Here is a 20,666-nt window from a genome sequence, read left to right as displayed (position 1 = left end):
TCCGAAACGCCGACTAATCTCAGCGCCATGGGTTATCCCGGCGACCAGCAACCACCTCCGCCGCACCAGCCTCCGGACCCCCGCAGGCGGGACCTGCCTCCGTACTCCGGCGGGGACGACTCGCCCCTCGCCGGCCGTCGCGACGCGCCCCCGTACGGCGGGGGCCAGCCGCCCTACCAGCGCGAGCAGCCGTCCTACCAGCGTGAGCCGTCGCCGTACGCCCGCGAGCAATCGCCGTATGAACGCGAGCAGTCGCCGTACGAACGCGAGCAGGCCCCCTACCAGCCCTATCGGCCCGAGCAGCCGCCGTACGCCGGACGCGGGCCGTATGAGCAGGAGGGCCCGCACCGCGTGGAGGAGCTCGCGTCGGGCCCAGGCCCCTACCCGCCCCCGCCCGGTCAGCCGGGTGACGGCTGGGACGCGCGGCGGCAGCCCACGGCGCCGCGGGTGCCCGCGCCGCCGGAGCCCGTGTGGGATCCCGACGTGAAGGGCCCCTGGTGGCGACGCCCCTGGGCCCTCGGCCTCGGCCTGCTGGCCCTGATCGGGGCGCTGTTCACCGGCCTGTGGTACGCCGCGAGCAACGAGAAGCCGCCGGCGGCCGCTCCGGCGCCCACCAAGCGGTCCACCCCGCTCGTCTCCGAGGGCCCTTCCGGCAAGTACGGCTACACGGGCTCCCGGGCGACCGACAAAAGCCCGCTGTCACTCGGCGAGTTGTTCCCCAAGCGCAAATTCCTCAAGGACAAGCGGTCGTACGTCCGCACGGTCGCGCGCAGGGAGAAGAAATGCGCGGACGGCGTCACCGGCGACAAAATCACAAAGGCGCTCAAAGCGGGCGGATGCACGCAGCTTCTGCGGGCGAGCTTCGCGGACGCCAAGGGCACGATCATCGGCACCGTGGGCGTCGCCAACCTGCGGACCTCCGCCGCGGCGAAGAAGGTCGCCTCCGCCGGAGGCGGCGGCGAGCGCAAGGACTACCTCAAGCCGCTGCCGGGCAAGGACGAGGCCAGCAAGCACCTCGGCACGGGCGAGGCGTACGCGGGCGGCTGGACCCACGGCCACTACGCGGTGCTGCTCTGGTTCCAGTTCAAGGACGGCCACAAACCGACCAAGACCGAGCAGAAGCGGCTCTACCAGGCCGCGGTGGACGTCACCGACGCGACTGTTTTCCCTGCCCTCGACACCCGCTCGCTGACCGGTGGCCCCAGCTGAGGCCAGGCGTTCGCTGAGGTGGGAGCCGGTGGGCGAGCTGGGGCGGCACGGACCGAAACGCCCATAGGGGCACGCCGATCGCGCCCGCGCCGTTACGCTTCCGGCTATGCGTGGCAAGGATTCCGGCTCCGAGCACGAACACGAAACGGCGTGGGCCCACCGTGAGGCGGACGCCGAGGGCTCGGCGACACCTCCGACGCCACCCCCGAGCTTCGGGCAGACCCCGGCGCCCGGGTCCGGGCAGCCCCCCGCGGACGACGGCACGGCTTGGGCCCAGGACGCCGCCGGCGCGGCGGACCGGCCCGCGCCGCCCGCCGTTCCCTACCCGACCAGGTATGGCCTCCCCGGCGGTCTCAGGGCGCCGGAACCGGCCGCCGACGACCCGGAGAGCACCAACAGATTCCGGGCCGTTCCCGCGTACGGTCCCCCGCCGCCCTCCTCCGGTGTGCCGGGGGAGGCCAGGCCCCTTCCCGCGCCGCGCCCGCCCGGCGACGAGGGCCTCGGCTCGCCCGCGCCCGGCGAGCCGCATCCCGGCGCCGTGCCGCCACAGCCCGCGTACGGCTCCGGACCGCACGCCTGGCAGCCGCCGGAGGGCCAGGGTGTCCACACGTGGCAGCCGCAGCCCGGCCAGGGCGACCAGCCACAGCCCGGCCAGAGCGACCAGCGGCAGCCGGGGTACGGCCCGCCCGCGTGGCAGCCGCCCGCTCCGGCCGGACCCCCCTGGCAGCCCCCGGCCGATCCGAACGCCCTCCGATGGGAGCAGGCGCCGGGTCCCGGAGCGCCCTCCTGGCAGCCCGAAGGCCAAGGAGTGGTGTCCTGGCAGCCGCCGGCCGCTCCGGAGGCCGTGGGCCGGGCGCAGGAGGGCCCTGGCGGTGGGGCCGGCCCCACCGCCCCCTACGGACATCCGCCGGCGGATCCGAACGCCCCACGCTGGGAGGGCGCACCGGGTCCCGGCGCCCCCTCCTGGCAGCCCGGGCCGCCGTCCTGGCAGCCAGGCCAGAGCGCGGGCGGCCCCGCGTACCCGCAGACTCCCCCGCCCCCGCCTCCGCCCCCGCAGCAGTCCGCGTACGGCTCCGGGCCGCACGCCTGGCAGCCTCCGGCGGACGGAGCCAACCCGGCCTGGCAGCCGTCACCCGGCGCGAACCCACAGGCATGGCAGCCGCCCGGCCCCGCGGGGCCTGCCTGGGAACCGCCCGTGGGCGCGGCCCCCCAGCCCTGGCAGCAGGAGCCACCCCCGCCCGGCGCCCCGCACATGTGGCCCGCCCCGGGCGGCGAGCCCGGCGCACAATACGGTGCGCAGTACGGCGCACAACCCGGTGCACAGCCCGGTGCACAGCCCGGTGCACAGCCCGGTCCGCAGTACGGCGCACAGCCCGGCGTGAGCTCCTGGCCCCACTCGGGCGACGAGTCGCAGTGGCAACAGGGCCCCGCACCGGCCGCGACGGGTGACACCGGCCCCACCACGTGGCCGGCTCCGCCGTCCGGCGGACCGGCCGCTCCCGGTGCCTTCGGCGGGTCCCCCTCGCCGTACGACACCGGCCCCCAGGGACAGACCGGCGCGGAAACGCCGTACGGCGGATCCCCCGGGCAGCCGTGGCAGGACCCCGCCGGGTCCGCCTGGCCGCACCACGGCGGCACCCCCACGGCACCGGCGCCCTACGGCCCTGATCAGCAGAACGCGGGGGCCCCACAGTCCGCCCCGCCCGCTGAGACGGCGCCCGGCGTGCCGTCGTTCCCCGAATGGGGGCCCGCCCCCGCCGCGGGGCAGCCGCCCGCAGGGGAGGCGTGGTCCCAGGCGCAGGCGCCCCACCAGGGATATCCGGCGGCGGACCCGTCGCAGGCGCCGCTCCCGCCCGGTCCGCAGCCCCCCGGCACGCAGGCGCACGCGCAGGGGGCCGCGTCCCCGGACCAGATCCGTCCCGGGGAGCCCGGCGACGTCCCCGTGTGGCCGCCACGGCTGCCGGGCGAGCCGTATCCCCAGGGAGAGCTGCCCGCGGGCACCTCCTGGCCTCCGGTGGACACCTACCAGAACGAGCACGGCACCGCGCAGGCGTCCGCGGCCCCGTCCGGCGGAACGCCGGGCGACGCACCCGGACACCCCAGCGCACCCGGACACCCCAGCGCGCCCGCCGACGCCCCGCATCACGCCGGTACGCCTACCGGCGGGGGAACCGGCGGGACCGGCGAGTCCGCCGGGCAGCCGCTCCCGGGTGGCGCGAGCGCGGACGTCTCCACCCGGCACCCCGAAGCCGGGGCCGACCCCAACCCGTACGCGCGGCCGGGTGGGGAGCCGCTCGCCGCTCCCACGGAGTGGGCGTCCGAGGGGCCCACGGGGACGGACGCGCCCGGACCTGGCGATTCGCCGCGAGACGTGCCCGGAATGAGCGTCCCGCCACCGGGCGCGCCGGGGCCGTATCCTCCCCCGCCGGGCCCTGCGGGACCGCCTGCGGGATTCGGGGCCGAGATCACCCATGCGGTGACGCCGGCCGAGGGGTTCCACGCGCCCGGCGCACCACACGAGCCGGACCGCCATCCCGCGTACCCCGAGCCGAGCACCGCGCACGGCGAGCCGCAGCCCGCGTCCCCCGACAGGACGACACAGCCGCTGCTCCCGCCGCCGCCCCCGCACACACCGAGCGCCCCGAGTCAGGCGCAGGACAGCGCACCGTCCGGGACACCACTGGGGACACAGGACGAGACGCCGGCCGACACGGCGTCCCAGGCACCGTCCGAGGCGTCCTTCGCGGATGTCCCGCCATTCGCCGCGCCCCCGGGCGCGGCGTCATCCGACACGCCGCCCACGGGCCCGTCCGCGAGCGACGGCGCCAACGGGGCGGACTCCCCTACCCCCAATTCAGGACAGATGGCGACAACCTCTCCCACGACCGGTTCGCCCTCGCAGCCGACCGACGAGACCCCGTTCGCGTTCACGCCGGTGACGCCCGCCAAGGCGGGCAAGCCGGCGCCTCCGCCCGGATTCGGGCCGGATCCGTCCGCCCCCGGCGGCCTGTCCCCCCAGGGCAACCTCCCGGCGACGCTGGGGCCCACCGGCACTTCCCCGTCCGGCGGGAAGGCCAAGCGGATCCTGATGGCCGCCGGAGCGGCGGTCGTCGTGGGGGCGATCGGCACCGCCGCCTACTTCGCCTACTCCGGCGAACCGGGCGGCGGCCAGGCCGCCCGCACACCGGCGGCCACCACCGCGCCCCCCTCCGACGAGCCGCAGCCGAGTTCCACGGTCGCCTCCGCGATCCTCGACTCGGAGCAGACCGACCCCAAGACCCTCAAACCGGAAGAGGCGTTCCCGGACGAGAAGGTGACGCTGGCCGGGCGGACGTACCGCCGGGTCAAGGTCGACGTGACCGACGACTGCGGCAAGGCGGCGGCGGGCGCGTTCGCGCAGGCCCTCACCGAGCAGCAGTGCCGCAGGGTGCTCAGGGCGACGTACGTCGACGGCAAACGCCAGTACGCCGTGACCACGGGCATCGCCGTGCTCCCCGGCAAGACCGAGGCCCTCGCCGTGGACCAGACGAAGAATCTCGGTACGAACGTGTGGTTCCGCGGCCTCGACGGCGACAAGAAGAGCGGCGCGGACAAGGTGTCGATCTCCGGCGGCTACGCCGCGGGCATGGTGTGGGGACGCTACATCGTGTTCAGCTACGCCACCTACGCGGACGGGCACACGCCGCAGACGGACGACGCGAACCTCGGGCCGGTCAGCGGCGCCTTCCGCGACAACACGGCGAAGGTGATCGAAAAGCGCGCGAGCCGCTGACGATCCGGCGCGCGGCCCCGGCGGGAGGCCGCGCGCCCGCCGCGGCGCGGTGTCGTCGCGCGGCGCGGCGTCGGCGGCTCAGCGCACGGATACGGCGCTCGGGACCCCAAGGGCGCACATAGCGCAGCGGCCCTTGGCACGGCGCGCTGTGGGGTGAATGCCGCGGGGCCACCCCGCCGATCCCTCGGCCGACGGTCAGCGGCTCAGCGTGCGCACCCGGCGGGTGGCGGCGGCCCGCCGCGCCAGTTCCTCCGGCCCGGGGTAGCGCACCTCCTCCAGCGTGAGACCGTGCGCGGGCGCGACGTGCACGCCCGAATCCCGTACGGCTCTCGCCAGCACCTCGACCGGCCACTCGACCGGCCGCCTGCCCTCCCCGACGGTCAGCAGCGACCCGACCAGCGCCCGGACCATCGAGTGGCAGAACGCGTCGGCGACCACCGTCGCGAGGAGGATTCCGTCCTCGCCCCTGACCCAGTCGAGCCGCTGCAACTCGCGGATCGTGGTCGCGCCCTCGCGCCTGCGGCAGAAGGCGGCGAAGTCGTGCTCGCCCAGCAGCCGGGCGGCGGCGGCGTTCAGCAGGTCCACGTCCAGCGGCCGGGCGTACCACAGCACCTCGCGCCGTCGCAGCGGGTCGACCCCGCCGGGGGCGTCGGCGACCCGGTAGCCGTACCGCCTCGACAGCGCGGAGAACCGGGCGTCGAAGCCCTCTGGGGCCACGCTGACGGCGTGCACCCGCACGTCGGGGGGCAGCACGCCGGCCAGCCGCCTCGTCAGCGCAGCGAGCCACTCAGCGCCGCGCTCCTCCCACGCCTCCTCCGGCTCCGCCGGGACGGGGGCGCGCCCGGAGACGGCGGCGGCCAGCGCGGCGAGCGGAACGTCGGCGTGCGCCACCTGTCCCCTCGCGTGGACGCCGGCGTCGGTGCGGCCCGCGACCGTGAGCGGCGGCGGGGCGTCCAGGCGCAGGACCCGGCCGAGCGCGTCCTCGATCTCCCCCTGCACGGTCCGCCGCCCGGGCTGGCGCGCCCAGCCCGAGAAGTCCGTCCCGTCGTAGCCCAGGTTCAGCCTCAGCCGCAGTTCTCGCCTCACGACATCCCTCGTACGGTGCCTCGTACGGTGCACAAACGAAGAGCGGGCCCAGCGTCCCCCGAAGGGAAGCTGAGCCCGCTCACGGAGCCTGGGATCAGGCCTCGTCCTTCTTGTCGCCCTCCGCCGGGGCGGCCTCGGAGGCCTCGGCGGTGGTGCTCTCGGCGGCCTCGTCCTGCGCCGCCGGCGTCTCCTCGACCTCCGCGGGGGCCGGAGCGGCCTCGGCGGCGGGCGCGGCCGGAGCCGTGCGGGAGACCCTGACCGGGTTCAGCTGCTCGGTCACCAGCTCGATGACCGCCATGGGGGCAGCGTCGCCCTTACGCGGGCCGAGCTTGGTGATCCGGGTGTAGCCACCGGGACGCTCGGCGTACGTCGGGGCGATCTCGGTGAAGAGGTGGTGGACGACGCCCTTGTCGCGGACGACGGTCAGCACCTGGCGACGGTTGTGGATGTCGCCCTTCTTCGCCTTGGTGATCAGCTTCTCCGCGAGCGGACGGAGTCGCCGGGCCTTGGCCTCGGTGGTGGTGATCCGGCCGTTCTGGAACAGCGCCGTGGCGAGGTTCGCCAGGATCAGCCGCTCGTGGGACGGGCTGCCGCCGAGACGGGCGCCCTTGGTGGGCTTGGGCATTTCATGCTCCTCATGGATAACCCGCTCCGGCCGTGTCAGGTACCGGGGTCGGGCCGACCGGCGTACCGGTCGTGACTTGTCATCGCCGCCTCATGCCGCCCCGGAGGGCGGCACGAGACGGTGGTGCGTCGCGCGAAGAACGGGCGATCAGTACTGCTCGGTCTCGATGAACCCGCCGTCCTCGTCGTCGTACCCGCCGCCGGCGACGGCGGAGGGGTCGAACCCGGGCGGGGAGTCCTTGAGAGCCAGGCCCATCTCGTGCAGCTTCTGCTTGACCTCTTCGATCGACTTGGCGCCGAAGTTGCGGATGTCCAGCAGGTCCTGCTCGCTGCGGGCGACGAGCTCACCCACGGTGTGGATGCCCTCGCGCTTGAGGCAGTTGTACGAACGGACGGTGAGGTTGAGCTCCTCGATCGGCAGCGCCAGGTCGGCCGCGAGAGCCGCGTCCGTCGGCGACGGGCCGATGTCGATGCCCTCGGCCTCCACGTTGAGCTCGCGGGCCAGGCCGAACAGCTCGACCAGGGTCTTGCCGGCCGAGGCCACCGCGTCGCGGGGCTTCATGGACGGCTTGGTCTCGACGTCGAGGATGAGGCGGTCGAAGTCCGTGCGCTGCTCGACACGGGTGGCCTCGACCTTGTAGGTGACCTTGAGCACCGGAGAGTAGATCGAGTCGATCGGAATCCGGCCGATCTCCTGACCCGGCTGCTTGTTCTGCGCGGCGGAGACGTAGCCGCGGCCGCGCTCGACGGTCAGCTCCATCTCCAGCTTCGCCTTGCCGTTCAGCGTGGCGATGTGCAGGTCGGGATTGTGCACCTCGACACCGGCCGGAGGCGCGATGTCGGCGGCGGTGACCTCACCGGGGCCCTGCTTGCGCAGGTACATGACCACGGGCTCGTCGTGCTCGGAGGAGACGACCAGCGACTTGAGGTTCAGGATGATGTCGGTGACGTCTTCCTTGACCCCGGGCACGGTCGAGAACTCGTGGAGCACGCCCTCGATGCGGATGCTGGTGACCGCCGCCCCCGGGATGGAGGACAGCAGCGTGCGCCGCAGCGAGTTGCCGATGGTGTAGCCGAAGCCCGGCTCGAGCGGCTCGATGATGAACCTGGACCGGTGCTCCTCGAGCGACTCCTCCTGGAGGCTCGGGCGCTGTGCGATGAGCATCTGGATCTCCTGGATCCGGGACGGCCCCGCCACCGTGGACGAGGGGTCCCTGGGTTACGGCGACGCCCGCTATTTGACGTCGCTCGCCTACAACCATGATGCCGTACGGCCGGGAGTGTACCGGCCGTACGGCGTCATTAAATGCCGGGGCCCTACTACTTGGAGTAGAGCTCGACGATCAGCTGCTCCTGGACCAGCGTGTCGATCTGCTGGCGGACCGGGAGCTGGTGCACGAGGATGCGCATGTTCTCGGCGGAGACGCCCAGCCAGGCCGGGACGGTCTTGTCGCCGGCGGTCGCGCGGGCCACCTCGTACGGAAGCAGGTTGCGCGACTTCTCGCGGACCTCGATGATGTCGTGCTCGCGGACGCGGTACGACGGGATGTCGACCTTCTTGCCGTTCACGAGGAAGTGGCCGTGGCGCACCTGCTGGCGGGCCGCGTCACGCGACTCGGCGAAGCCGGCGCGGTAGACCACGTTGTCGAGACGGCTCTCCAGGATCTGGAGGAGGTTCTCACCCGTCTTGCCGGCCTTGCGGTTGGCTTCCTCGTAGTAGTTGTGGAACTGCTTCTCGAGGACGCCGTAGATGCGGCGGGTCTTCTGCTTCTCACGGAGCTGGAGCTGGTACTCCGACTCCTTCGGACGGCCGCGGCCGTGCTCACCCGGCGGGTACGGGCGGATCTCGATGGGGCACTTGGCGGACTCGCACTTCTTGCCCTTGAGGAAGAGCTTGGTCTTCTCACGGCGGCAGAGCTTGCAGTCCGGACCCGTGTAACGAGCCATTTCTCTCTACTCTCCTGAGGCTCAGACGCGCCGGCGCTTGGGCGGACGGCAGCCGTTGTGCGGAACCGGGGTCACGTCCTGGATGGACCCGACCTCGAGCCCGGTCGCCTGCAGCGAACGGATCGCGGTCTCACGGCCGGAGCCGGGGCCCTTGACGAAGACGTCGACCTTGCGCATGCCGTGCTCCATGGCGCGGCGGGCGGCGTTCTCCGCAGCCATCTGGGCGGCGAACGGGGTGGACTTGCGGGAGCCCTTGAACCCGACGTGGCCGGCGCTGGCCCAGGAGATCACGTTCCCGTTCGGGTCGGTGATCGAAACGATGGTGTTGTTGAACGTGCTCTTGATGTGGGCGTGCCCGTGAGCGACGTTCTTCTTTTCCTTGCGGCGCACCTTCTTCGGTGCGCCCTGGCGGCTCTTCGGCGGCATTTAAGCGCTATCTCCTGGCAGTGGCTGCTAAGGACTACTTCTTGCCCGGCTTCTTCTTGCCGGCCACGGTCTTCTTCTTCCCCTTGCGGGTGCGCGCGTTCGTCTGCGTCCGCTGACCGTGGACAGGCAGCCCCTTGCGGTGCCGGATGCCCTGGTAGCAGCCGATCTCGATCTTGCGGCGGATATCGGCCTGAATCTCGCGGCGAAGGTCGCCCTCGATCTTGTAGTTCGCCTCGATGAAGTCACGCATCGGGACGAGTTCGGCGTCCGTGAGCTGGTGGACGCGCAGATCGGGGCTGATGCCGGTCGCGTCAAGGATCTCCTTGGCGCGGGTGCGGCCGATTCCGAAAACGTAGGTGAGAGCGATCTCCAGCCGCTTGTCGCGGGGGAGGTCGACGCCAACCAGGCGGGCCATGGTCGGGCATTCTCCTTCAGTGTGGCGGAGGTCTTGCGCCACACTTCCCCTCCCATGCCCGGGCGAGGGCCCCGGCCTCCGACCGGGGGTCTCCCACGTGGTACGGCTTGCGCCGCCTGCGCGGGTGTGTGACGCGACTTCGTTGTTCCGGCCCTCACGCGGGTGGAGCCCGTCACATGGACGGACTCAGCAGGGGCCTGGTGGCGACGTACTGAGAGCTGGGCTCAGCCCTGGCGCTGCTTGTGGCGCAGGTTGTCGCAGATCACCATGACGCGACCGTGTCGGCGAATCACCTTGCACTTGTCGCAGATCTTCTTGACGCTCGGCTTGACCTTCATAGTCCTTATTCGTTCCGCATACGGCCCGTCCCGCTGGCGGGGCGGGCTACTTGTACCGGTAGACGATCCGTCCGCGGCTCAGGTCGTAGGGGCTCAGCTCCACGACCACCCGGTCATCGGGCAGGATCCTGATGTAGTGCATTCGCATCCGCCCGCTGATGTGGGCCAGGACCTTGTGACCGTTGTCGAGCTGCACCCGGAACATTGCGTTCGGGAGCGACTCAATAACAGTGCCCTCAATCTCGATGGCGCCGTCTTTCTTGGCCATGGCCCTCGCGTTTCACAGATCGGATCGTCAGAGGCTTCGGAACACTAAGCAGCCGCGACCTTCGGGCGCTTACAGAGAGCGGCGACCAGCCAAGGCCGCCTAGGCGCAAAGGTCATAGTGAACCGACAAAGGAGTGTACGACAACCCGGGCCGAATTGCGAAACGACGGCAGGGGTCCCGACACAACCAGATCACAGGGTACCCCCGGCGGAGGCCGACGGCCAATCCCACGCCGACGGATCGCGTGGAGGAGGGGGAACCACCACACCCGCCCGCCCGGCACCGCCGAAATGCCGGGACGGGGCGGGTGCGGCCTGATCACCGCGGGGGCACGGCCCGAGTGGTGCCGTACGTCGCGACACCGGACATCTACCCGCCCGCGGCTGCCGCGACGGCGGCCCTCCGGTAAAGAACGCTCAGGTGTCGCGTCCCCGGGACTGCCCGGCCGTGCCGGCGATCGTGCTGACGAGGAGGATGACGCCCCAGGGGCCCATCACCCAGAGCGGCCACGGATAGACGAAGTGGCCGGAGGACAGGCCGACGATGAGCCAGATCATCCAGTTCACGCCGCTGGCTCCGGCCCAGGCGGACCAGGCGGCCCGCAGACCGGCCCGCGCCTTTGCGTCACGCCGGGCCGGCCGGGACCCCCGCGCGGGCTCGACGGCGGCCGGCAGGCGGTTCAGGTCGATGCCGGGCAGGTCGGAGGTGAGCGTGGCCAGTTCCCCGTACGTACGGCTCTGGTAGACCTGCTCCAGCCGCTCGTTGAACTCGTCGAGGGTGAGCCTGCCTTCGGCCACGTGCTCGCGCAGCGCCGCGGCGACCCGGTCCCGGTCGCCGTCCGAGGCCCGCATCTCCGGCGCTGCAGCCATCACCATCTCCCCGGCTGTTCGAGCGATATGACCATTATGGTGCAGGCGCCGCCAGGACGGGCGGAGCCGTCAGGCGGTCTCCCCCGCCTCGGCCCCGGCACCGGAGAAGCGGGAGGCGCCTCCGTCGAGCGCGGTGAGGACCAGCGGGCCGTTCTCCGTCACCGCGACGCTGTGCTCGAAGTGGGCGGACGCGCGGCCGTCGAGGGTGACGACCGTCCAGTCGTCGGCCAGCACCTTGGTCCGGTCGGTGCCGAGGTTCACCATCGGCTCGATCGCGAAACACATGCCCACCTCGAAGCGGGGGCCGCGCCCCGGACGGCCGTGGTTGGCCACCCAGGGGTCCATGTGCATCTCGGTGCCGATGCCGTGCCCGCCGTACTCCTGGGGGATGCCGTAGCGGCCCTGAGACCGCACGTACTGCTCGATCTGGTGGCCGATGTCGCTCAGGTGCCCGCCGGCCCGCAGGGCGGCGATGCCCCGCCACATGGCCTCCTCGGTCACCCGCATGAGCTCGGTCAGCTTGGGGTCCACCTCCCCGATCCCGACGGTGATCGCCGAGTCTCCGTGCCACCCGTCGAGGATCGCGCCGCAGTCGATGGAGATGATGTCGCCCTCGCGCAGCGCGCGGCGGTCGGTGGGGATGCCGTGGACGACCTCGTCGTTCACGGAAGCGCAGATCGTGGCGGGGAAGCCCTGGTAACCCTTGAACGACGGGATCGCGCCCTCGCTCCGGATCGCCTCCTCGGCGATGGCGTCGAGGTCGAGCGGCGTCATCCCGGGCCGGACCGACGTCCGGAGCAACTCCAGCGTCCGGCCGACGACCAGGCCGGCCGCGCGCATCTTCTCCAGTTGCTCCGCGCTCTTGATCTGGATTCCGTGCCGGTTCTTCTTGAACACGCAATACACCCCCTCTCGAAATTGTCCCATATAAGCCTGAACGCCACCCCATGGAGTGGAGTGGCGTTCCCGGCCGCGGTAATGGTTCAGTCGGCGAACCGTCGCAGCGCCGACATCGCCCGCTGGGTGATCTCCTCGACCGGCCCGGTCGCGTCGACCCCCTGCAGGATGCCCTCGTCGGCGTAGAACGAGATGAGCGGCGACGTCTGCTCCTGGTAGACCTCCAGGCGCCGCCTGATGGTCTCCTCGCGGTCGTCGTCCCGCTGGAAGAGCTCCCCGCCGCAGGCGTCGCAGACACCCTCCACCGCGGGCGGGTCGAACAGCACATGCCACACCTTGCCGCAGGAACGGCACGTACGGCGCCCTGCCAGGCGGCGTACGACCTCGTCGTCCTCGACGACCAGGTTGAGGACCACGTCGAGCGCCGTGCCGAACTCGGCCAGCATCTTCTTGAGGACCTCGGCCTGGGGCACGTTGCGGGGAAAGCCGTCCAGGAGGAAGCCCTCCTGCGCGTCGTCCTCCGACAACCGGTCGCGGACCATGGCCACGGTCACCTCGTCGGGGACGAGGTCACCGCGGTCCATGTACTCCTTGGCAAGTTTGCCGAGCTCCGTGCCGCCGGAGACGTTGGCACGGAAGATGTCGCCTGTCGAGATTTTCGGGATCGACAGGTGCGATGCGATGAACTGGGCCTGCGTCCCCTTACCCGCTCCGGGGGGCCCAACCAGGACGACGCGCACTATCTCAGGAAGCCCTCGTAGTTGCGCTGCTGAAGCTGGCTCTCGATCTGCTTGACCGTGTCCAGACCAACACCAACCATGATCAGAATGCTGGTCCCTCCGAACGGGAAGTTCTGGCTCGCCCCGGCCACCCCCAGTGCGATGATCGGGATGAGCGAGATCACACCCAGATACGGAGCACCTGCGGCCGTGAGCCTGTTGAGCACGTAGCTCAGGTACTCAGCGGTCGGCCGGCCCGGGCGGATGCCCGGGATGAACCCACCGTACTTCTTCATGTTGTCAGCCACTTCAGCGGGGTTGAAAGTGATGGACACGTAGAAGTAGGTGAAGAAGACGATCATCAGGAAGAACGTGGCCATGTAGACCGGATGGTCGCCCCTGACCAGGTACTGGGCAAGCCAGTCGACAACGACGTTGGGGTTCTGACTGTTGCCGAACAGCGTCACCATAAGCTGCGGCAGGTACAGCAGCGACGAGGCGAAGATGACCGGGATGATGCCGGCCTGGTTCACCTTGAGCGGGATGTAGGTCGAGGTGCCGCCGTACATCCGCCGGCCGACCATCCGCTTTGCGTACTGCACCGGGATGCGGCGCTGCGCCTGCTCGATGAAGACGACGACGCCGATCATCACGACACCGACGATCATCACGATGACGAACTTGAAGGGGCTGAGCCGGTAGATGTTCACCAGCTCGGACGGGAACACCGCGATGACCTGAGTGAAGATCAGGATCGACATGCCGTTGCCGACGCCGCGGTCGGTGACGAGCTCGCCCAGCCACATGATGACAGCCGTACCGGCGGTCATCGTGATGACCATGGTCACGAGCGGGAAGACCTCCTGGCTCAGCAGGACCTGCTCGTTACAGCTGGGGAAGAGCTGCCCGCTGCGGGCCAGCGCGACGAAGGCCGTCGACTGGAGCACCGAAAGCCCGATGGTCAGATAACGTGTGTACTGCGTGATCTTCGCCGTTCCCGACTGGCCCTCCTTCTTGAGGGCCTCCAGCCGGGGGATCACCACCGTCAGCAGCTGCAGGATGATGCTCGCGGTGATGTACGGCATGATGCCGAGCGCGAACACTGAAAGTTTCAACAGGGCGCCGCCGCTGAAGAGCTGCACCATCCCGTAGATGTTGCCGGCGTCTCCCGCCTGGGCCTGCTCTAGACACAGGGCCACGTTCTGGGCGTTGACGCCCGGAGTGGGAAGCACCGAGCCAAGCCGGAACAGCACGATGATGCCCAATGTGAAGAGCAGCTTCTTGCGCAGGTCCGGCGTCCGGAACGCCCGGGTTATCGCGGTCAGCACGGTCCCTCCTGCGCGCCAGTGACGCGGTTACGGTCGGCGATGGCCCGCAAGGCGTCCATCGACATGTCTTTCTGCCAGAGTGCTTGGTCAGACACGGGCCAGAGCCTCGTGCCAGGCGAACTCTAACGCACTACGGGCGCGGAGGCTCATAACGAACCTCCGCGCCTCGTGGAGCGTCATGCCTACAGCTCGGAAACCGAGCCACCGGCAGCGGCGATCTTCTCCTTCGCGCTGGCGGAGAAGGCGTGCGCCTGCACGTTCACCGCCACGGAGATGTCACCGGTGCCCAGCACCTTCACGGGCTGGTTCTTGCGGACCGCACCCTTGGCCACCAGGTCGTCGAGCGTGACGTCGCCGCCCTGGGGGAACAGCTCCCCGAGCCTGTCCAGGTTGACGACCTGGTAGGTCGTCTTGAACAGGGCGTTGGAGAAGCCCTTCAGCTTCGGCAGCCGCCGCTGGAGCGGGACCTGGCCACCCTCGAAGCCCGGCATCACTGCCGTACGGGCCCGGGTGCCCTTGGTGCCACGGCCGGCCGTCTTGCCCTTGGAGCCCTCGCCACGGCCCTTGCGGGTCTTGGCCTTGTTGGAGCCGGGGGCCGGACGGAGGTCGTGGATCTTGAGCGGAGCGTTCTCGGTCATGACTAGTCGACCTCCTCAACAACGACGAGGTGCGACACCTTGGCGACCATGCCCCGGATCTCGGGACGGTCCTCCTTGACGACCACGTCGCCGATTCGCTTCAGGCCCAGCGAACGCAGCGAGTCACGCTGGTTCTGCTGGCCGCCGATCTTGGACCGGGTCTGGGTGATCTTCAGGCGAGCCATCGCTAGCTCACCGCCTTCGCGGCAGCCGCGGCCTCGGCCAGACCCTCGGCGCGAGCCTTCAGCATGGCCTTGGGAGCGACGTCCTCGATCGGCAGGCCACGACGGGCCGCGATCTCCTCGGGCCTGCTGAGGCCCTTGAGAGCCGCCACGGTGGCGTGCACGATGTTGATCGGGTTGTCCGAGCCGAGCGACTTGGACAGCACGTCGTGGATCCCGGCGCACTCCAGGACCGCGCGAACCGGGCCGCCCGCGATGACGCCCGTACCGGGCGAGGCCGGACGCAGGAGGACGACGCCGGCGGCGTCCTCGCCCTGCACCGGGTGCGGGATGGTGCCCTGGATGCGCGGGACCTTGAAGAAGTGCTTCTTGGCCTCCTCGACGCCCTTGGCGATCGCCGCGGGCACCTCCTTGGCCTTGCCGTAGCCGACCCCGACGAGGCCGTTGCCGTCGCCGACGATGACCAGCGCGGTGAAGCTGAAGCGCCGGCCGCCCTGGACGACCTTGGCCACTCGGTTGATCTTTACGACGCGCTCGATGTACGAGACGCCCTTGTCTGCGGCGCCACCGCGGCGGTCATCACGACGGTCACGCCGCTCGCCACCGCCGCCGGCACCGCGACGCGGAGCTGCAGCCATCAGTGGTTCCTCTTCTCGTTGCTCTTGGGACGGGTCATGAGGCGCGACCCTCGGACCGGAGCCATCAGAACTCCAGCCCGCCTTCACGGGCGCTGTCCGCGAGAGCGGCGATCCGCCCCGCGTAGCGGTTGCCACCGCGGTCGAACACGACAGCGGTGATCCCGGCGGTCTTGGCCCGCTGAGCGAGAAGCTCGCCGACCTTCTTCGCCTTCTCGGTCTTGTCACCCTCGGCGCCGCGCAGGGAGGCGTCCATGGTGGAGGCGCTCACCAGCGTGTGGCCCTGGGTGTCGTCGACGATCTGCACGAACAGGTGACGCGTGGACCGGTTGACGACCAGACGCGGACGCTCGGTCGTGCCGAACACGTTCTTGCGGACGCGGTTGTGCCGGCGGGCCCGGGAGACCGTGCGGGCGGCCGTGTGCTTGCCGTACGCAGCCTTTCCAGCCATGCCTACTTACCAGCCTTTCCGACCTTGCGGCGGATAACCTCGCCCTGGTAGCGCACACCCTTGCCCTTGTACGGGTCCGGCTTGCGCAGCTTCCTGATGTTCGCGGCGACCTCGCCGACCTTCTGCTTGTCGATGCCGTCCACGTGGAACAGGGTCGGCTTCTCGACACGGAAGGAGACGCCCTCAGGCGCGTCGATGATCACCGGGTGGCTGAAGCCCAGCGAGAACTCCAGCTGCGTCGGGCCCTTGGCCGCGACGCGGTAACCGACGCCGACGATCTCCAGCGTCTTCGTGTAGCCCTGCGTGACACCCGCCACCATGTTGGCGATGAGCGTGCGCGACAGGCCGTGCAGCGCACGAACCTTGTTCTCGTCGTTCGGGCGGGTGACGGCGATGTTGCCGTCCTCGCCACGCGAGACCTCGATGGGCTCGGCGACCGTGTGAGTGAGCGTGCCCTTAGGCCCCTTGACCTGGACCGCCCGGCCGTCGATCGTGATGTCGACACCCGCCGGTACGGGGATGGGCAGCCGTCCGATTCGCGACATGCTGAGTTCCTCCCCTCGTTACCAGACGTAGGCGAGGACTTCCCCGCCCACTCCACGCTTGCTCGCCTGCCGGTCCGTCATCAGACCGCCGGACGTCGAGATGATCGCGACGCCCAAGCCGCCCAGAACGCGGGGCAGGTTGTCCTTCTTTGCGTAGACCCGCAGACCGGGCTTCGACACCCGGCGCAGGCCGGCGATGGAGCGCTCGCGGGTGGGGCCGAACTTCAGCTCCATCACGAGGTTCTTGCCGACCTTCGCGTCCTCGACGCTCCAGCCCTGGATGTAGCCCTCCTGCTGGAGGATCTCCGCGATGTGTGCCTTGATCTTCGAGTAAGGCATGCTCACGGTGTCGTGATAGGCCGAGTTCGCGTTCCGCAGACGCGTCAGCATGTCTGCGATCGGGTCGGTCATCGTCATGGCCGGTGGCCTTCCTCACCGCGGTTTCCCGATGGGACCTTCGGTGCGGTCGTGGGCGCTGTGGTCAGCGCCCGGTTGATAAGACTTCTGTACGGCTGGCCCGCGAGGGCTTACCAGCTCGACTTGGTGATGCCGGGCAGCTCGCCCCGGTGCGCCATCTCGCGGAAGCACACGCGGCACAGCCCGAACTTGCGGTAGACAGCGCGGGGACGGCCGCAGCGGGAACACCGAGTGTACGCCCGGACCTCGAACTTCTGCTTGCGCGCTGCCTTGACCTTCAGCGACGTCTTCGCCATGATCAGGCCTCCTTGAAGGGGAATCCGAGGAGCTTCAGCAGCGCCCGGCCCTGCTCGTCGTTCTTCGCGGTGGTCACGACCGTGATGTCCATGCCCCGCTGCCGGTCGACCTTGTCCTGGTCGACCTCGTGGAACATGACCTGCTCGGTGAGGCCGAAGGTGTAGTTGCCGTTGCCGTCGAACTGCTTCGGCGACAGGCCGCGGAAGTCCCGGATACGCGGCAGCGCCAGGGACAGCAGACGGTCGAGGAACTCCCACATGCGGTCGCCGCGCAGCGTCACGTGCGCACCGATCGGCATGCCCTCGCGCAGCTTGAACTGCGCGATGGACTTGCGGGCGCGGGCGACGGCCGGCTTCTGGCCGGTGATGGCGGTGAGGTCGCGCACGGCGCCCTCGATGAGCTTCGAGTCGCGGGCGGCCTCGCCGACGCCCATGTTCACCTTGATCTTGGTGATCGTGGGCACCTGCATGATGTTCTCGATGCCGAACTCCTCGCGCAGCTTCGCGATGATCTCCTCGCGGTAGCGCTGCTTGAGGCGCGGAAGAGTCCGCTCTTCAGTGGTCGCGGTCATCAGTTGTCCTCACCCGTCGCCTCGGCGTCGCCCTTCGCGGCGGCCTTCTTCTCGGGCTTCTTCTCGTCATCCTTGAGCTTCTTGACGTTGCTCACGTGGATGGGAGCCTCCATGGTCTGCACGCCGCCTTCCTTGGCGCCGCGCGGTCCCTGGTTGGTGACCTTGGAGTGCTTCTTGATCATGTTGACGCCCTCGACCACCACGCGCTCATCGCGCGGGTAGGCGGCGATGATCCGGCCCTTGGCGCCCTTGTCCTTGCCCGCGATGACCTGGACGAGGTCACCCTTCTTCACGTGCAGCTTCGGCATCACAGCACCTCCGGCGCGAGCGAGATGATGCGCATGAACTTCTTGTCGCGCAGTTCACGGCCCACCGGGCCGAAGATGCGGGTGCCCCGGGGGTCGCCGCTGTCCTTGATGATGACGGCGGCGTTCTCGTCGAAGCGGATGTAGGAGCCGTCGGGGCGGCGGCGCTCCTTCACGGTGCGCACCACGACAGCCTTGACAACGTCGCCTTTCTTAACGCCTCCGCCGGGAATGGCGTCCTTCACCGTGCCCACGATGATGTCGCCGATTCCCGCGTAGCGCCGACCCGAGCCACCGAGCACGCGGATGCAAAGGATTTCCTTCGCACCCGTGTTGTCGGCGACCTTGAGCCGCGACTCCTGCTGGATCACGTCTACTCCTGTGTGTCGTGCCGGTTCTCACCCTGGTGGTGAGCCTGGCCGAACTGATGTGGTCTTTTTCCCTCGGCGACAGCCGTACGACCGCCACCGCTGGCGGACGGGGCCGACAGCCGGCCCCGCCCCTTGGACACCGTCGTGGGGGGCGGTCTCCCACCCCCCACGAGGCGCGTCTAAGTGAGGTTACTTGGCCTTCTCGAGGATCTCGACGACTCGCCACCGCTTGGTGGCCGACAGCGGCCGGGTCTCCATCAGGAGGACGCGGTCGCCGACGCCGCAGGAGTTCTGCTCGTCGTGGGCCTTGTACTTCGTCGTACGGCGGATGACCTTGCCGTACAGCGGGTGCTTGACGCGGTCCTCGACGGCGACGACGACGGTCTTGTCCATCTTGTCGCTGACGACCAGGCCCTCACGGGTCTTGCGGTAGTTCCGCGTCTCAGTGGTCGGGGTCTCGGTTGCTTCAGACATCGCTCGGCTCCTTCTCGACCGTGACGATTCCGAGCTCGCGCTCGCGCATCACGGTGTAGATGCGGGCGATCTCGTGGCGGACGGCGCGCAGCCGCCCGTGGCTCTCCAGCTGCCCGGTCGCCGCCTGGAAGCGGAGGTTGAACAGCTCCTCCTTGGCTTCCTTCAGCTTCTGGACCAGGACCTCCTGGTCCTCGACTCGCAGCTCCGCGGCGGTCAGACCCTTAGCCATCACGCCTCACCCACTTCACGCTTGACGAAACGGCACTTCATGGGGAGCTTGTGCATCGCGCGCCGCATGGCCTCGCGGGCCACGGGCTCGGCGACACCGGACAGCTCGAACATGACACGGCCGGGCTTGACATTGGCAATCCACCACTCCGGAGAGCCCTTACCGGAACCCATGCGGGTCTCGGCCGGCTTCTTCGTCAGGGGGCGGTCCGGGAAGATGTTGATCCACACCTTGCCGCCACGGCGGATGTGCCGGGTCATGGCGATACGTGCGGCCTCGATCTGGCGGTTGGTCACGTAGGAGTGCTCAAGCGCCTGAATGCCGAACTCGCCGAAGACGACCCGGGTGCCGCCCTTGGCGGCGCCGCTGCGGTCGGGCCGGTGCTGCTTGCGGTGCTTGACCCTGCGCGGGATCAGCATGGTCAGCTCCCTTCAGCACCCGGCTGCTCCGCCGGGCCGGTCTCGGGGGCGGCCTGCGCGGCCGCCTCGGTCCTGGGGGCGCGGTCGGGACGACCCGCCCCGCCACGACGGGGACGGTCGCCGCCGCCACGACGCGGACGCTCGCCCGCACCACCGCGACGGTCGTCACGCTCACGACGCTGGCTCGCACGGGCGCCGGCCGCGGCCGCCTCCCGCTCGGAGCGGCTGGTCGGGGCCTCGCCCTTGTAGATCCACACCTTCACGCCGATGCGGCCGAAGGTGGTGCGGGCCTCGTAGAAGCCGAAGTCCACGTCGGCCCGGAGCGTGTGCAGGGGCACGCGGCCCTCGCGGTAGAACTCCGAGCGCGACATCTCGGCGCCGCCGAGACGGCCGGAGCACTGGACACGGATGCCCTTGGCCCCGCTCTTCATGGCGGACTGCATGGCCTTACGCATGGCACGGCGGAACGAGACGCGGCTGGACAGCTGCTCGGCCACGCCCTGCGCGACGAGCTGCGCGTCGATCTCGGGGTTCTTCACCTCGAGGATGTTCAGCTGGACCTGCTTCTTGGTCAGCTTCTCCAGGTCGCCGCGGATGCGGTCGGCCTCGGCGCCGCGACGGCCGATGACGATGCCCGGCCGGGCGGTGTGGATGTCGACCTGGACGCGGTCGGTCGTGCGCTCGATCTCGACCTTGGAGATGCCGGCCCGCTCCATGCCCTTCTGCAGCATGCGACGGATCGCCACGTCCTCGGCGACGTACGACTTGTACAGCTTGTCGGCGTACCACCGGCTCTTGAAGTCGGTCGTGATGCCGAGGCGGAACCCGTGCGGGTTAACCTTCTGGCCCACTAGCGGGTCCTTCCCTTCGGCTCGCGGGACTCCACGATCACGGTGATGTGGCTCGTCCGCTTGTTGATCCGATAGGCACGACCCTGGGCACGCGGGCGGAAGCGCTTGAGCGTCGGGCCCTCGTCGACCCACGCCCGGCTCACGAAGAGCGTGTCCCGGTCGAGCTTGAAGTTGTGCTCAGCGTTCGCGATCGCGCTCGAGAGCACCTTGTAGACGGTCTCGCTCGCCGACTGGGGAGCGAACTGCAGCACGGCCTGCGCCTCCGAAGCGGGCAGCCCGCGAATGAGGTCCACCACACGGCGGGCCTTCCGGGGCGTGTGGCGCGCGTACCGCGCCTGTGCCCTGGCTTCCATCGCTTTCTCCTCTAACTGCTGGCTTGAAGG

The 20,666-nt window shown here is 70.1% G+C and carries 29 protein-coding genes; 2 read left to right on the top strand and 27 right to left on the bottom strand.

The window, feature by feature from the left end:
* Positions 1-27 precede the first annotated feature (27 nt).
* Together HHX41_RS27330 and HHX41_RS27325 are read left to right on the top strand one after the other, a co-directional pair.
* Positions 28-1,209, top strand: coding sequence for a hypothetical protein (locus HHX41_RS27330; protein ID WP_182908269.1), 1,182 nt, complete (start codon positions 28-30; stop codon positions 1,207-1,209).
* 106 nt (positions 1,210-1,315) lie between these two features.
* Positions 1,316-4,981: a hypothetical protein gene (locus tag HHX41_RS27325; protein WP_182908268.1), complete on the top strand. Its 3,666-nt coding sequence runs from the start codon at positions 1,316-1,318 to the stop codon at positions 4,979-4,981.
* Positions 4,982-5,176: 195 nt separating this feature from the next.
* On the opposite strand, the gene truA is transcribed toward HHX41_RS27325, so the two are convergent.
* The 27 genes from truA to rplV form a co-directional block, all read right to left on the bottom strand.
* Positions 5,177-6,067, bottom strand: a complete 891-nt coding sequence (gene truA, locus HHX41_RS27320) for a tRNA pseudouridine(38-40) synthase TruA (protein ID WP_182908267.1) — start codon at positions 6,065-6,067, stop codon at positions 5,177-5,179.
* A gap of 94 nt (positions 6,068-6,161) precedes the next feature.
* On the bottom strand, positions 6,162-6,692 hold the full coding sequence (gene rplQ, locus HHX41_RS27315) for a 50S ribosomal protein L17 (protein ID WP_182908266.1): 531 nt from the start codon (positions 6,690-6,692) through the stop codon (positions 6,162-6,164).
* A 147-nt stretch (positions 6,693-6,839) separates the two neighbouring features.
* Complete coding sequence (locus HHX41_RS27310) at positions 6,840-7,856, bottom strand: DNA-directed RNA polymerase subunit alpha (protein ID WP_030508347.1); 1,017 nt, start codon at positions 7,854-7,856, stop codon at positions 6,840-6,842.
* 155 nt (positions 7,857-8,011) lie between these two features.
* Positions 8,012-8,638: a 30S ribosomal protein S4 gene (gene rpsD, locus HHX41_RS27305; protein ID WP_142563118.1), complete on the bottom strand. Its 627-nt coding sequence runs from the start codon at positions 8,636-8,638 to the stop codon at positions 8,012-8,014.
* 21 nt (positions 8,639-8,659) lie between these two features.
* The gene (gene rpsK / locus HHX41_RS27300) at positions 8,660-9,064 is read right to left on the bottom strand and encodes a 30S ribosomal protein S11 (RefSeq protein ID WP_020542285.1); all 405 of its coding nucleotides are present in this window, start codon (positions 9,062-9,064) and stop codon (positions 8,660-8,662) included.
* Between the two features lie 34 nt (positions 9,065-9,098).
* The gene (gene rpsM / locus HHX41_RS27295) at positions 9,099-9,479 is read right to left on the bottom strand and encodes a 30S ribosomal protein S13 (RefSeq protein ID WP_169951815.1); all 381 of its coding nucleotides are present in this window, start codon (positions 9,477-9,479) and stop codon (positions 9,099-9,101) included.
* Positions 9,480-9,703: 224 nt separating this feature from the next.
* Positions 9,704-9,817, bottom strand: a complete 114-nt coding sequence (rpmJ, locus tag HHX41_RS27290) for a 50S ribosomal protein L36 (protein ID WP_003956441.1) — start codon at positions 9,815-9,817, stop codon at positions 9,704-9,706.
* Between the two features lie 46 nt (positions 9,818-9,863).
* Entirely contained in the window at positions 9,864-10,085 is a 222-nt protein-coding gene (gene infA, locus HHX41_RS27285) for a translation initiation factor IF-1 (protein ID WP_030508344.1), read from the bottom strand.
* Positions 10,086-10,501: 416 nt separating this feature from the next.
* Positions 10,502-10,954 carry a DUF1707 domain-containing protein gene (locus tag HHX41_RS27280; protein ID WP_169985180.1) on the bottom strand — a complete coding sequence of 151 codons (453 nt, stop codon included), beginning with the start codon at positions 10,952-10,954 and terminating at the stop codon, positions 10,502-10,504.
* A 69-nt stretch (positions 10,955-11,023) separates the two neighbouring features.
* Positions 11,024-11,851 carry a type I methionyl aminopeptidase gene (gene map, locus HHX41_RS27275; protein WP_169985178.1) on the bottom strand — a complete coding sequence of 276 codons (828 nt, stop codon included), beginning with the start codon at positions 11,849-11,851 and terminating at the stop codon, positions 11,024-11,026.
* Between the two features lie 86 nt (positions 11,852-11,937).
* Entirely contained in the window at positions 11,938-12,591 is a 654-nt protein-coding gene (locus tag HHX41_RS27270; protein ID WP_169985176.1) for an adenylate kinase, read from the bottom strand.
* Positions 12,591-13,898 (bottom strand): preprotein translocase subunit SecY, encoded by a 1,308-nt coding sequence (gene secY / locus HHX41_RS27265; RefSeq protein ID WP_182908265.1) that lies wholly within the window; start codon positions 13,896-13,898, stop codon positions 12,591-12,593. Before secY ends, HHX41_RS27270 begins: the two co-directional genes overlap by 1 nt.
* Positions 13,899-14,080: 182 nt before the next feature.
* Positions 14,081-14,536 carry a 50S ribosomal protein L15 gene (rplO, locus tag HHX41_RS27260; RefSeq protein ID WP_169985172.1) on the bottom strand — a complete coding sequence of 152 codons (456 nt, stop codon included), beginning with the start codon at positions 14,534-14,536 and terminating at the stop codon, positions 14,081-14,083.
* A 2-nt stretch (positions 14,537-14,538) separates the two neighbouring features.
* Positions 14,539-14,721: a 50S ribosomal protein L30 gene (gene rpmD / locus HHX41_RS27255; RefSeq protein ID WP_169985170.1), complete on the bottom strand. Its 183-nt coding sequence runs from the start codon at positions 14,719-14,721 to the stop codon at positions 14,539-14,541.
* Between the two features lie 2 nt (positions 14,722-14,723).
* Positions 14,724-15,356, bottom strand: coding sequence for a 30S ribosomal protein S5 (gene rpsE, locus HHX41_RS27250; RefSeq protein ID WP_030508336.1), 633 nt, complete (start codon positions 15,354-15,356; stop codon positions 14,724-14,726).
* A 64-nt stretch (positions 15,357-15,420) separates the two neighbouring features.
* Positions 15,421-15,804, bottom strand: coding sequence for a 50S ribosomal protein L18 (gene rplR / locus HHX41_RS27245; protein ID WP_169985168.1), 384 nt, complete (start codon positions 15,802-15,804; stop codon positions 15,421-15,423).
* Positions 15,805-15,806: 2 nt separating this feature from the next.
* Positions 15,807-16,349 (bottom strand): 50S ribosomal protein L6, encoded by a 543-nt coding sequence (gene rplF, locus HHX41_RS27240; protein ID WP_169985166.1) that lies wholly within the window; start codon positions 16,347-16,349, stop codon positions 15,807-15,809.
* Between the two features lie 18 nt (positions 16,350-16,367).
* The gene (rpsH, locus tag HHX41_RS27235) at positions 16,368-16,766 is read right to left on the bottom strand and encodes a 30S ribosomal protein S8 (RefSeq protein ID WP_111699902.1); all 399 of its coding nucleotides are present in this window, start codon (positions 16,764-16,766) and stop codon (positions 16,368-16,370) included.
* A 110-nt stretch (positions 16,767-16,876) separates the two neighbouring features.
* Entirely contained in the window at positions 16,877-17,062 is a 186-nt protein-coding gene (locus HHX41_RS27230; RefSeq protein WP_030451489.1) for a type Z 30S ribosomal protein S14, read from the bottom strand.
* A gap of 2 nt (positions 17,063-17,064) precedes the next feature.
* Entirely contained in the window at positions 17,065-17,634 is a 570-nt protein-coding gene (gene rplE / locus HHX41_RS27225; RefSeq protein WP_169985165.1) for a 50S ribosomal protein L5, read from the bottom strand.
* A complete protein-coding gene (rplX, locus tag HHX41_RS27220; protein WP_249350538.1) occupies positions 17,634-17,933 on the bottom strand; it encodes a 50S ribosomal protein L24 in 300 nt (99 codons plus the stop codon). The genes rplE and rplX overlap by 1 nt, the downstream gene beginning before the upstream one ends.
* An 8-nt stretch (positions 17,934-17,941) precedes the next feature.
* Entirely contained in the window at positions 17,942-18,310 is a 369-nt protein-coding gene (rplN, locus tag HHX41_RS27215) for a 50S ribosomal protein L14 (protein ID WP_030508330.1), read from the bottom strand.
* Positions 18,311-18,499: 189 nt separating this feature from the next.
* On the bottom strand, positions 18,500-18,784 hold the full coding sequence (gene rpsQ / locus HHX41_RS27210) for a 30S ribosomal protein S17 (protein ID WP_169985161.1): 285 nt from the start codon (positions 18,782-18,784) through the stop codon (positions 18,500-18,502).
* On the bottom strand, positions 18,777-19,013 hold the full coding sequence (rpmC, locus tag HHX41_RS27205; protein ID WP_169985159.1) for a 50S ribosomal protein L29: 237 nt from the start codon (positions 19,011-19,013) through the stop codon (positions 18,777-18,779). Before rpmC ends, rpsQ begins: the two co-directional genes overlap by 8 nt.
* Positions 19,013-19,432 carry a 50S ribosomal protein L16 gene (gene rplP / locus HHX41_RS27200; RefSeq protein ID WP_030508327.1) on the bottom strand — a complete coding sequence of 140 codons (420 nt, stop codon included), beginning with the start codon at positions 19,430-19,432 and terminating at the stop codon, positions 19,013-19,015. Before rplP ends, rpmC begins: the two co-directional genes overlap by 1 nt.
* Before the next feature lie 2 nt (positions 19,433-19,434).
* Positions 19,435-20,283, bottom strand: a complete 849-nt coding sequence (gene rpsC, locus HHX41_RS27195; RefSeq protein WP_169985158.1) for a 30S ribosomal protein S3 — start codon at positions 20,281-20,283, stop codon at positions 19,435-19,437.
* Entirely contained in the window at positions 20,283-20,636 is a 354-nt protein-coding gene (gene rplV / locus HHX41_RS27190; RefSeq protein ID WP_036328517.1) for a 50S ribosomal protein L22, read from the bottom strand. The genes rpsC and rplV overlap by 1 nt, the downstream gene beginning before the upstream one ends.
* Positions 20,637-20,666 lie beyond the last annotated feature (30 nt).

Origin of the sequence: Microbispora sp. H13382, from assembly GCF_014161445.1 — a bacterium.
Lineage (GTDB): Bacteria > Actinomycetota > Actinomycetes > Streptosporangiales > Streptosporangiaceae > Microbispora.
The sequence above is the reverse complement of the archived record's forward strand: the minus strand, read 5'-3'. Positions and strand labels throughout refer to the sequence as shown.

Bases quoted from the DNA above. Each gene is read 5' to 3' on its own strand.
- HHX41_RS27330 (WP_182908269.1), top strand. From the start codon at position 28: ATGGGTTATCCCGGCGACCAGCAACCACCTCCGCCGCACCAGCCTCCG.
- HHX41_RS27325 (WP_182908268.1), top strand. From the start codon at position 1,316: ATGCGTGGCAAGGATTCCGGCTCCGAGCACGAACACGAAACGGCGTGG.
- rplQ (WP_182908266.1), bottom strand. From the start codon at position 6,692: ATGCCCAAGCCCACCAAGGGCGCCCGTCTCGGCGGCAGCCCGTCCCAC.
- HHX41_RS27310 (WP_030508347.1), bottom strand. From the start codon at position 7,856: ATGCTCATCGCACAGCGCCCGAGCCTCCAGGAGGAGTCGCTCGAGGAG.
- rpsD (WP_142563118.1), bottom strand. From the start codon at position 8,638: ATGGCTCGTTACACGGGTCCGGACTGCAAGCTCTGCCGCCGTGAGAAG.
- rpsK (WP_020542285.1), bottom strand. From the start codon at position 9,064: ATGCCGCCGAAGAGCCGCCAGGGCGCACCGAAGAAGGTGCGCCGCAAG.
- rpsM (WP_169951815.1), bottom strand. From the start codon at position 9,479: ATGGCCCGCCTGGTTGGCGTCGACCTCCCCCGCGACAAGCGGCTGGAG.
- rpmJ (WP_003956441.1), bottom strand. From the start codon at position 9,817: ATGAAGGTCAAGCCGAGCGTCAAGAAGATCTGCGACAAGTGCAAGGTG.
- infA (WP_030508344.1), bottom strand. From the start codon at position 10,085: ATGGCCAAGAAAGACGGCGCCATCGAGATTGAGGGCACTGTTATTGAG.
- HHX41_RS27280 (WP_169985180.1), bottom strand. From the start codon at position 10,954: ATGGCTGCAGCGCCGGAGATGCGGGCCTCGGACGGCGACCGGGACCGG.
- rplO (WP_169985172.1), bottom strand. From the start codon at position 14,536: ATGACCGAGAACGCTCCGCTCAAGATCCACGACCTCCGTCCGGCCCCC.
- rpmD (WP_169985170.1), bottom strand. From the start codon at position 14,721: ATGGCTCGCCTGAAGATCACCCAGACCCGGTCCAAGATCGGCGGCCAG.
- rpsE (WP_030508336.1), bottom strand. From the start codon at position 15,356: ATGGCTGCAGCTCCGCGTCGCGGTGCCGGCGGCGGTGGCGAGCGGCGT.
- rplR (WP_169985168.1), bottom strand. From the start codon at position 15,804: ATGGCTGGAAAGGCTGCGTACGGCAAGCACACGGCCGCCCGCACGGTC.
- rplF (WP_169985166.1), bottom strand. From the start codon at position 16,349: ATGTCGCGAATCGGACGGCTGCCCATCCCCGTACCGGCGGGTGTCGAC.
- rpsH (WP_111699902.1), bottom strand. From the start codon at position 16,766: ATGACGATGACCGACCCGATCGCAGACATGCTGACGCGTCTGCGGAAC.
- HHX41_RS27230 (WP_030451489.1), bottom strand. From the start codon at position 17,062: ATGGCGAAGACGTCGCTGAAGGTCAAGGCAGCGCGCAAGCAGAAGTTC.
- rplE (WP_169985165.1), bottom strand. From the start codon at position 17,634: ATGACCGCGACCACTGAAGAGCGGACTCTTCCGCGCCTCAAGCAGCGC.
- rpsQ (WP_169985161.1), bottom strand. From the start codon at position 18,784: ATGTCTGAAGCAACCGAGACCCCGACCACTGAGACGCGGAACTACCGC.
- rpmC (WP_169985159.1), bottom strand. From the start codon at position 19,013: ATGGCTAAGGGTCTGACCGCCGCGGAGCTGCGAGTCGAGGACCAGGAG.
- rplP (WP_030508327.1), bottom strand. From the start codon at position 19,432: ATGCTGATCCCGCGCAGGGTCAAGCACCGCAAGCAGCACCGGCCCGAC.
- rplV (WP_036328517.1), bottom strand. From the start codon at position 20,636: ATGGAAGCCAGGGCACAGGCGCGGTACGCGCGCCACACGCCCCGGAAG.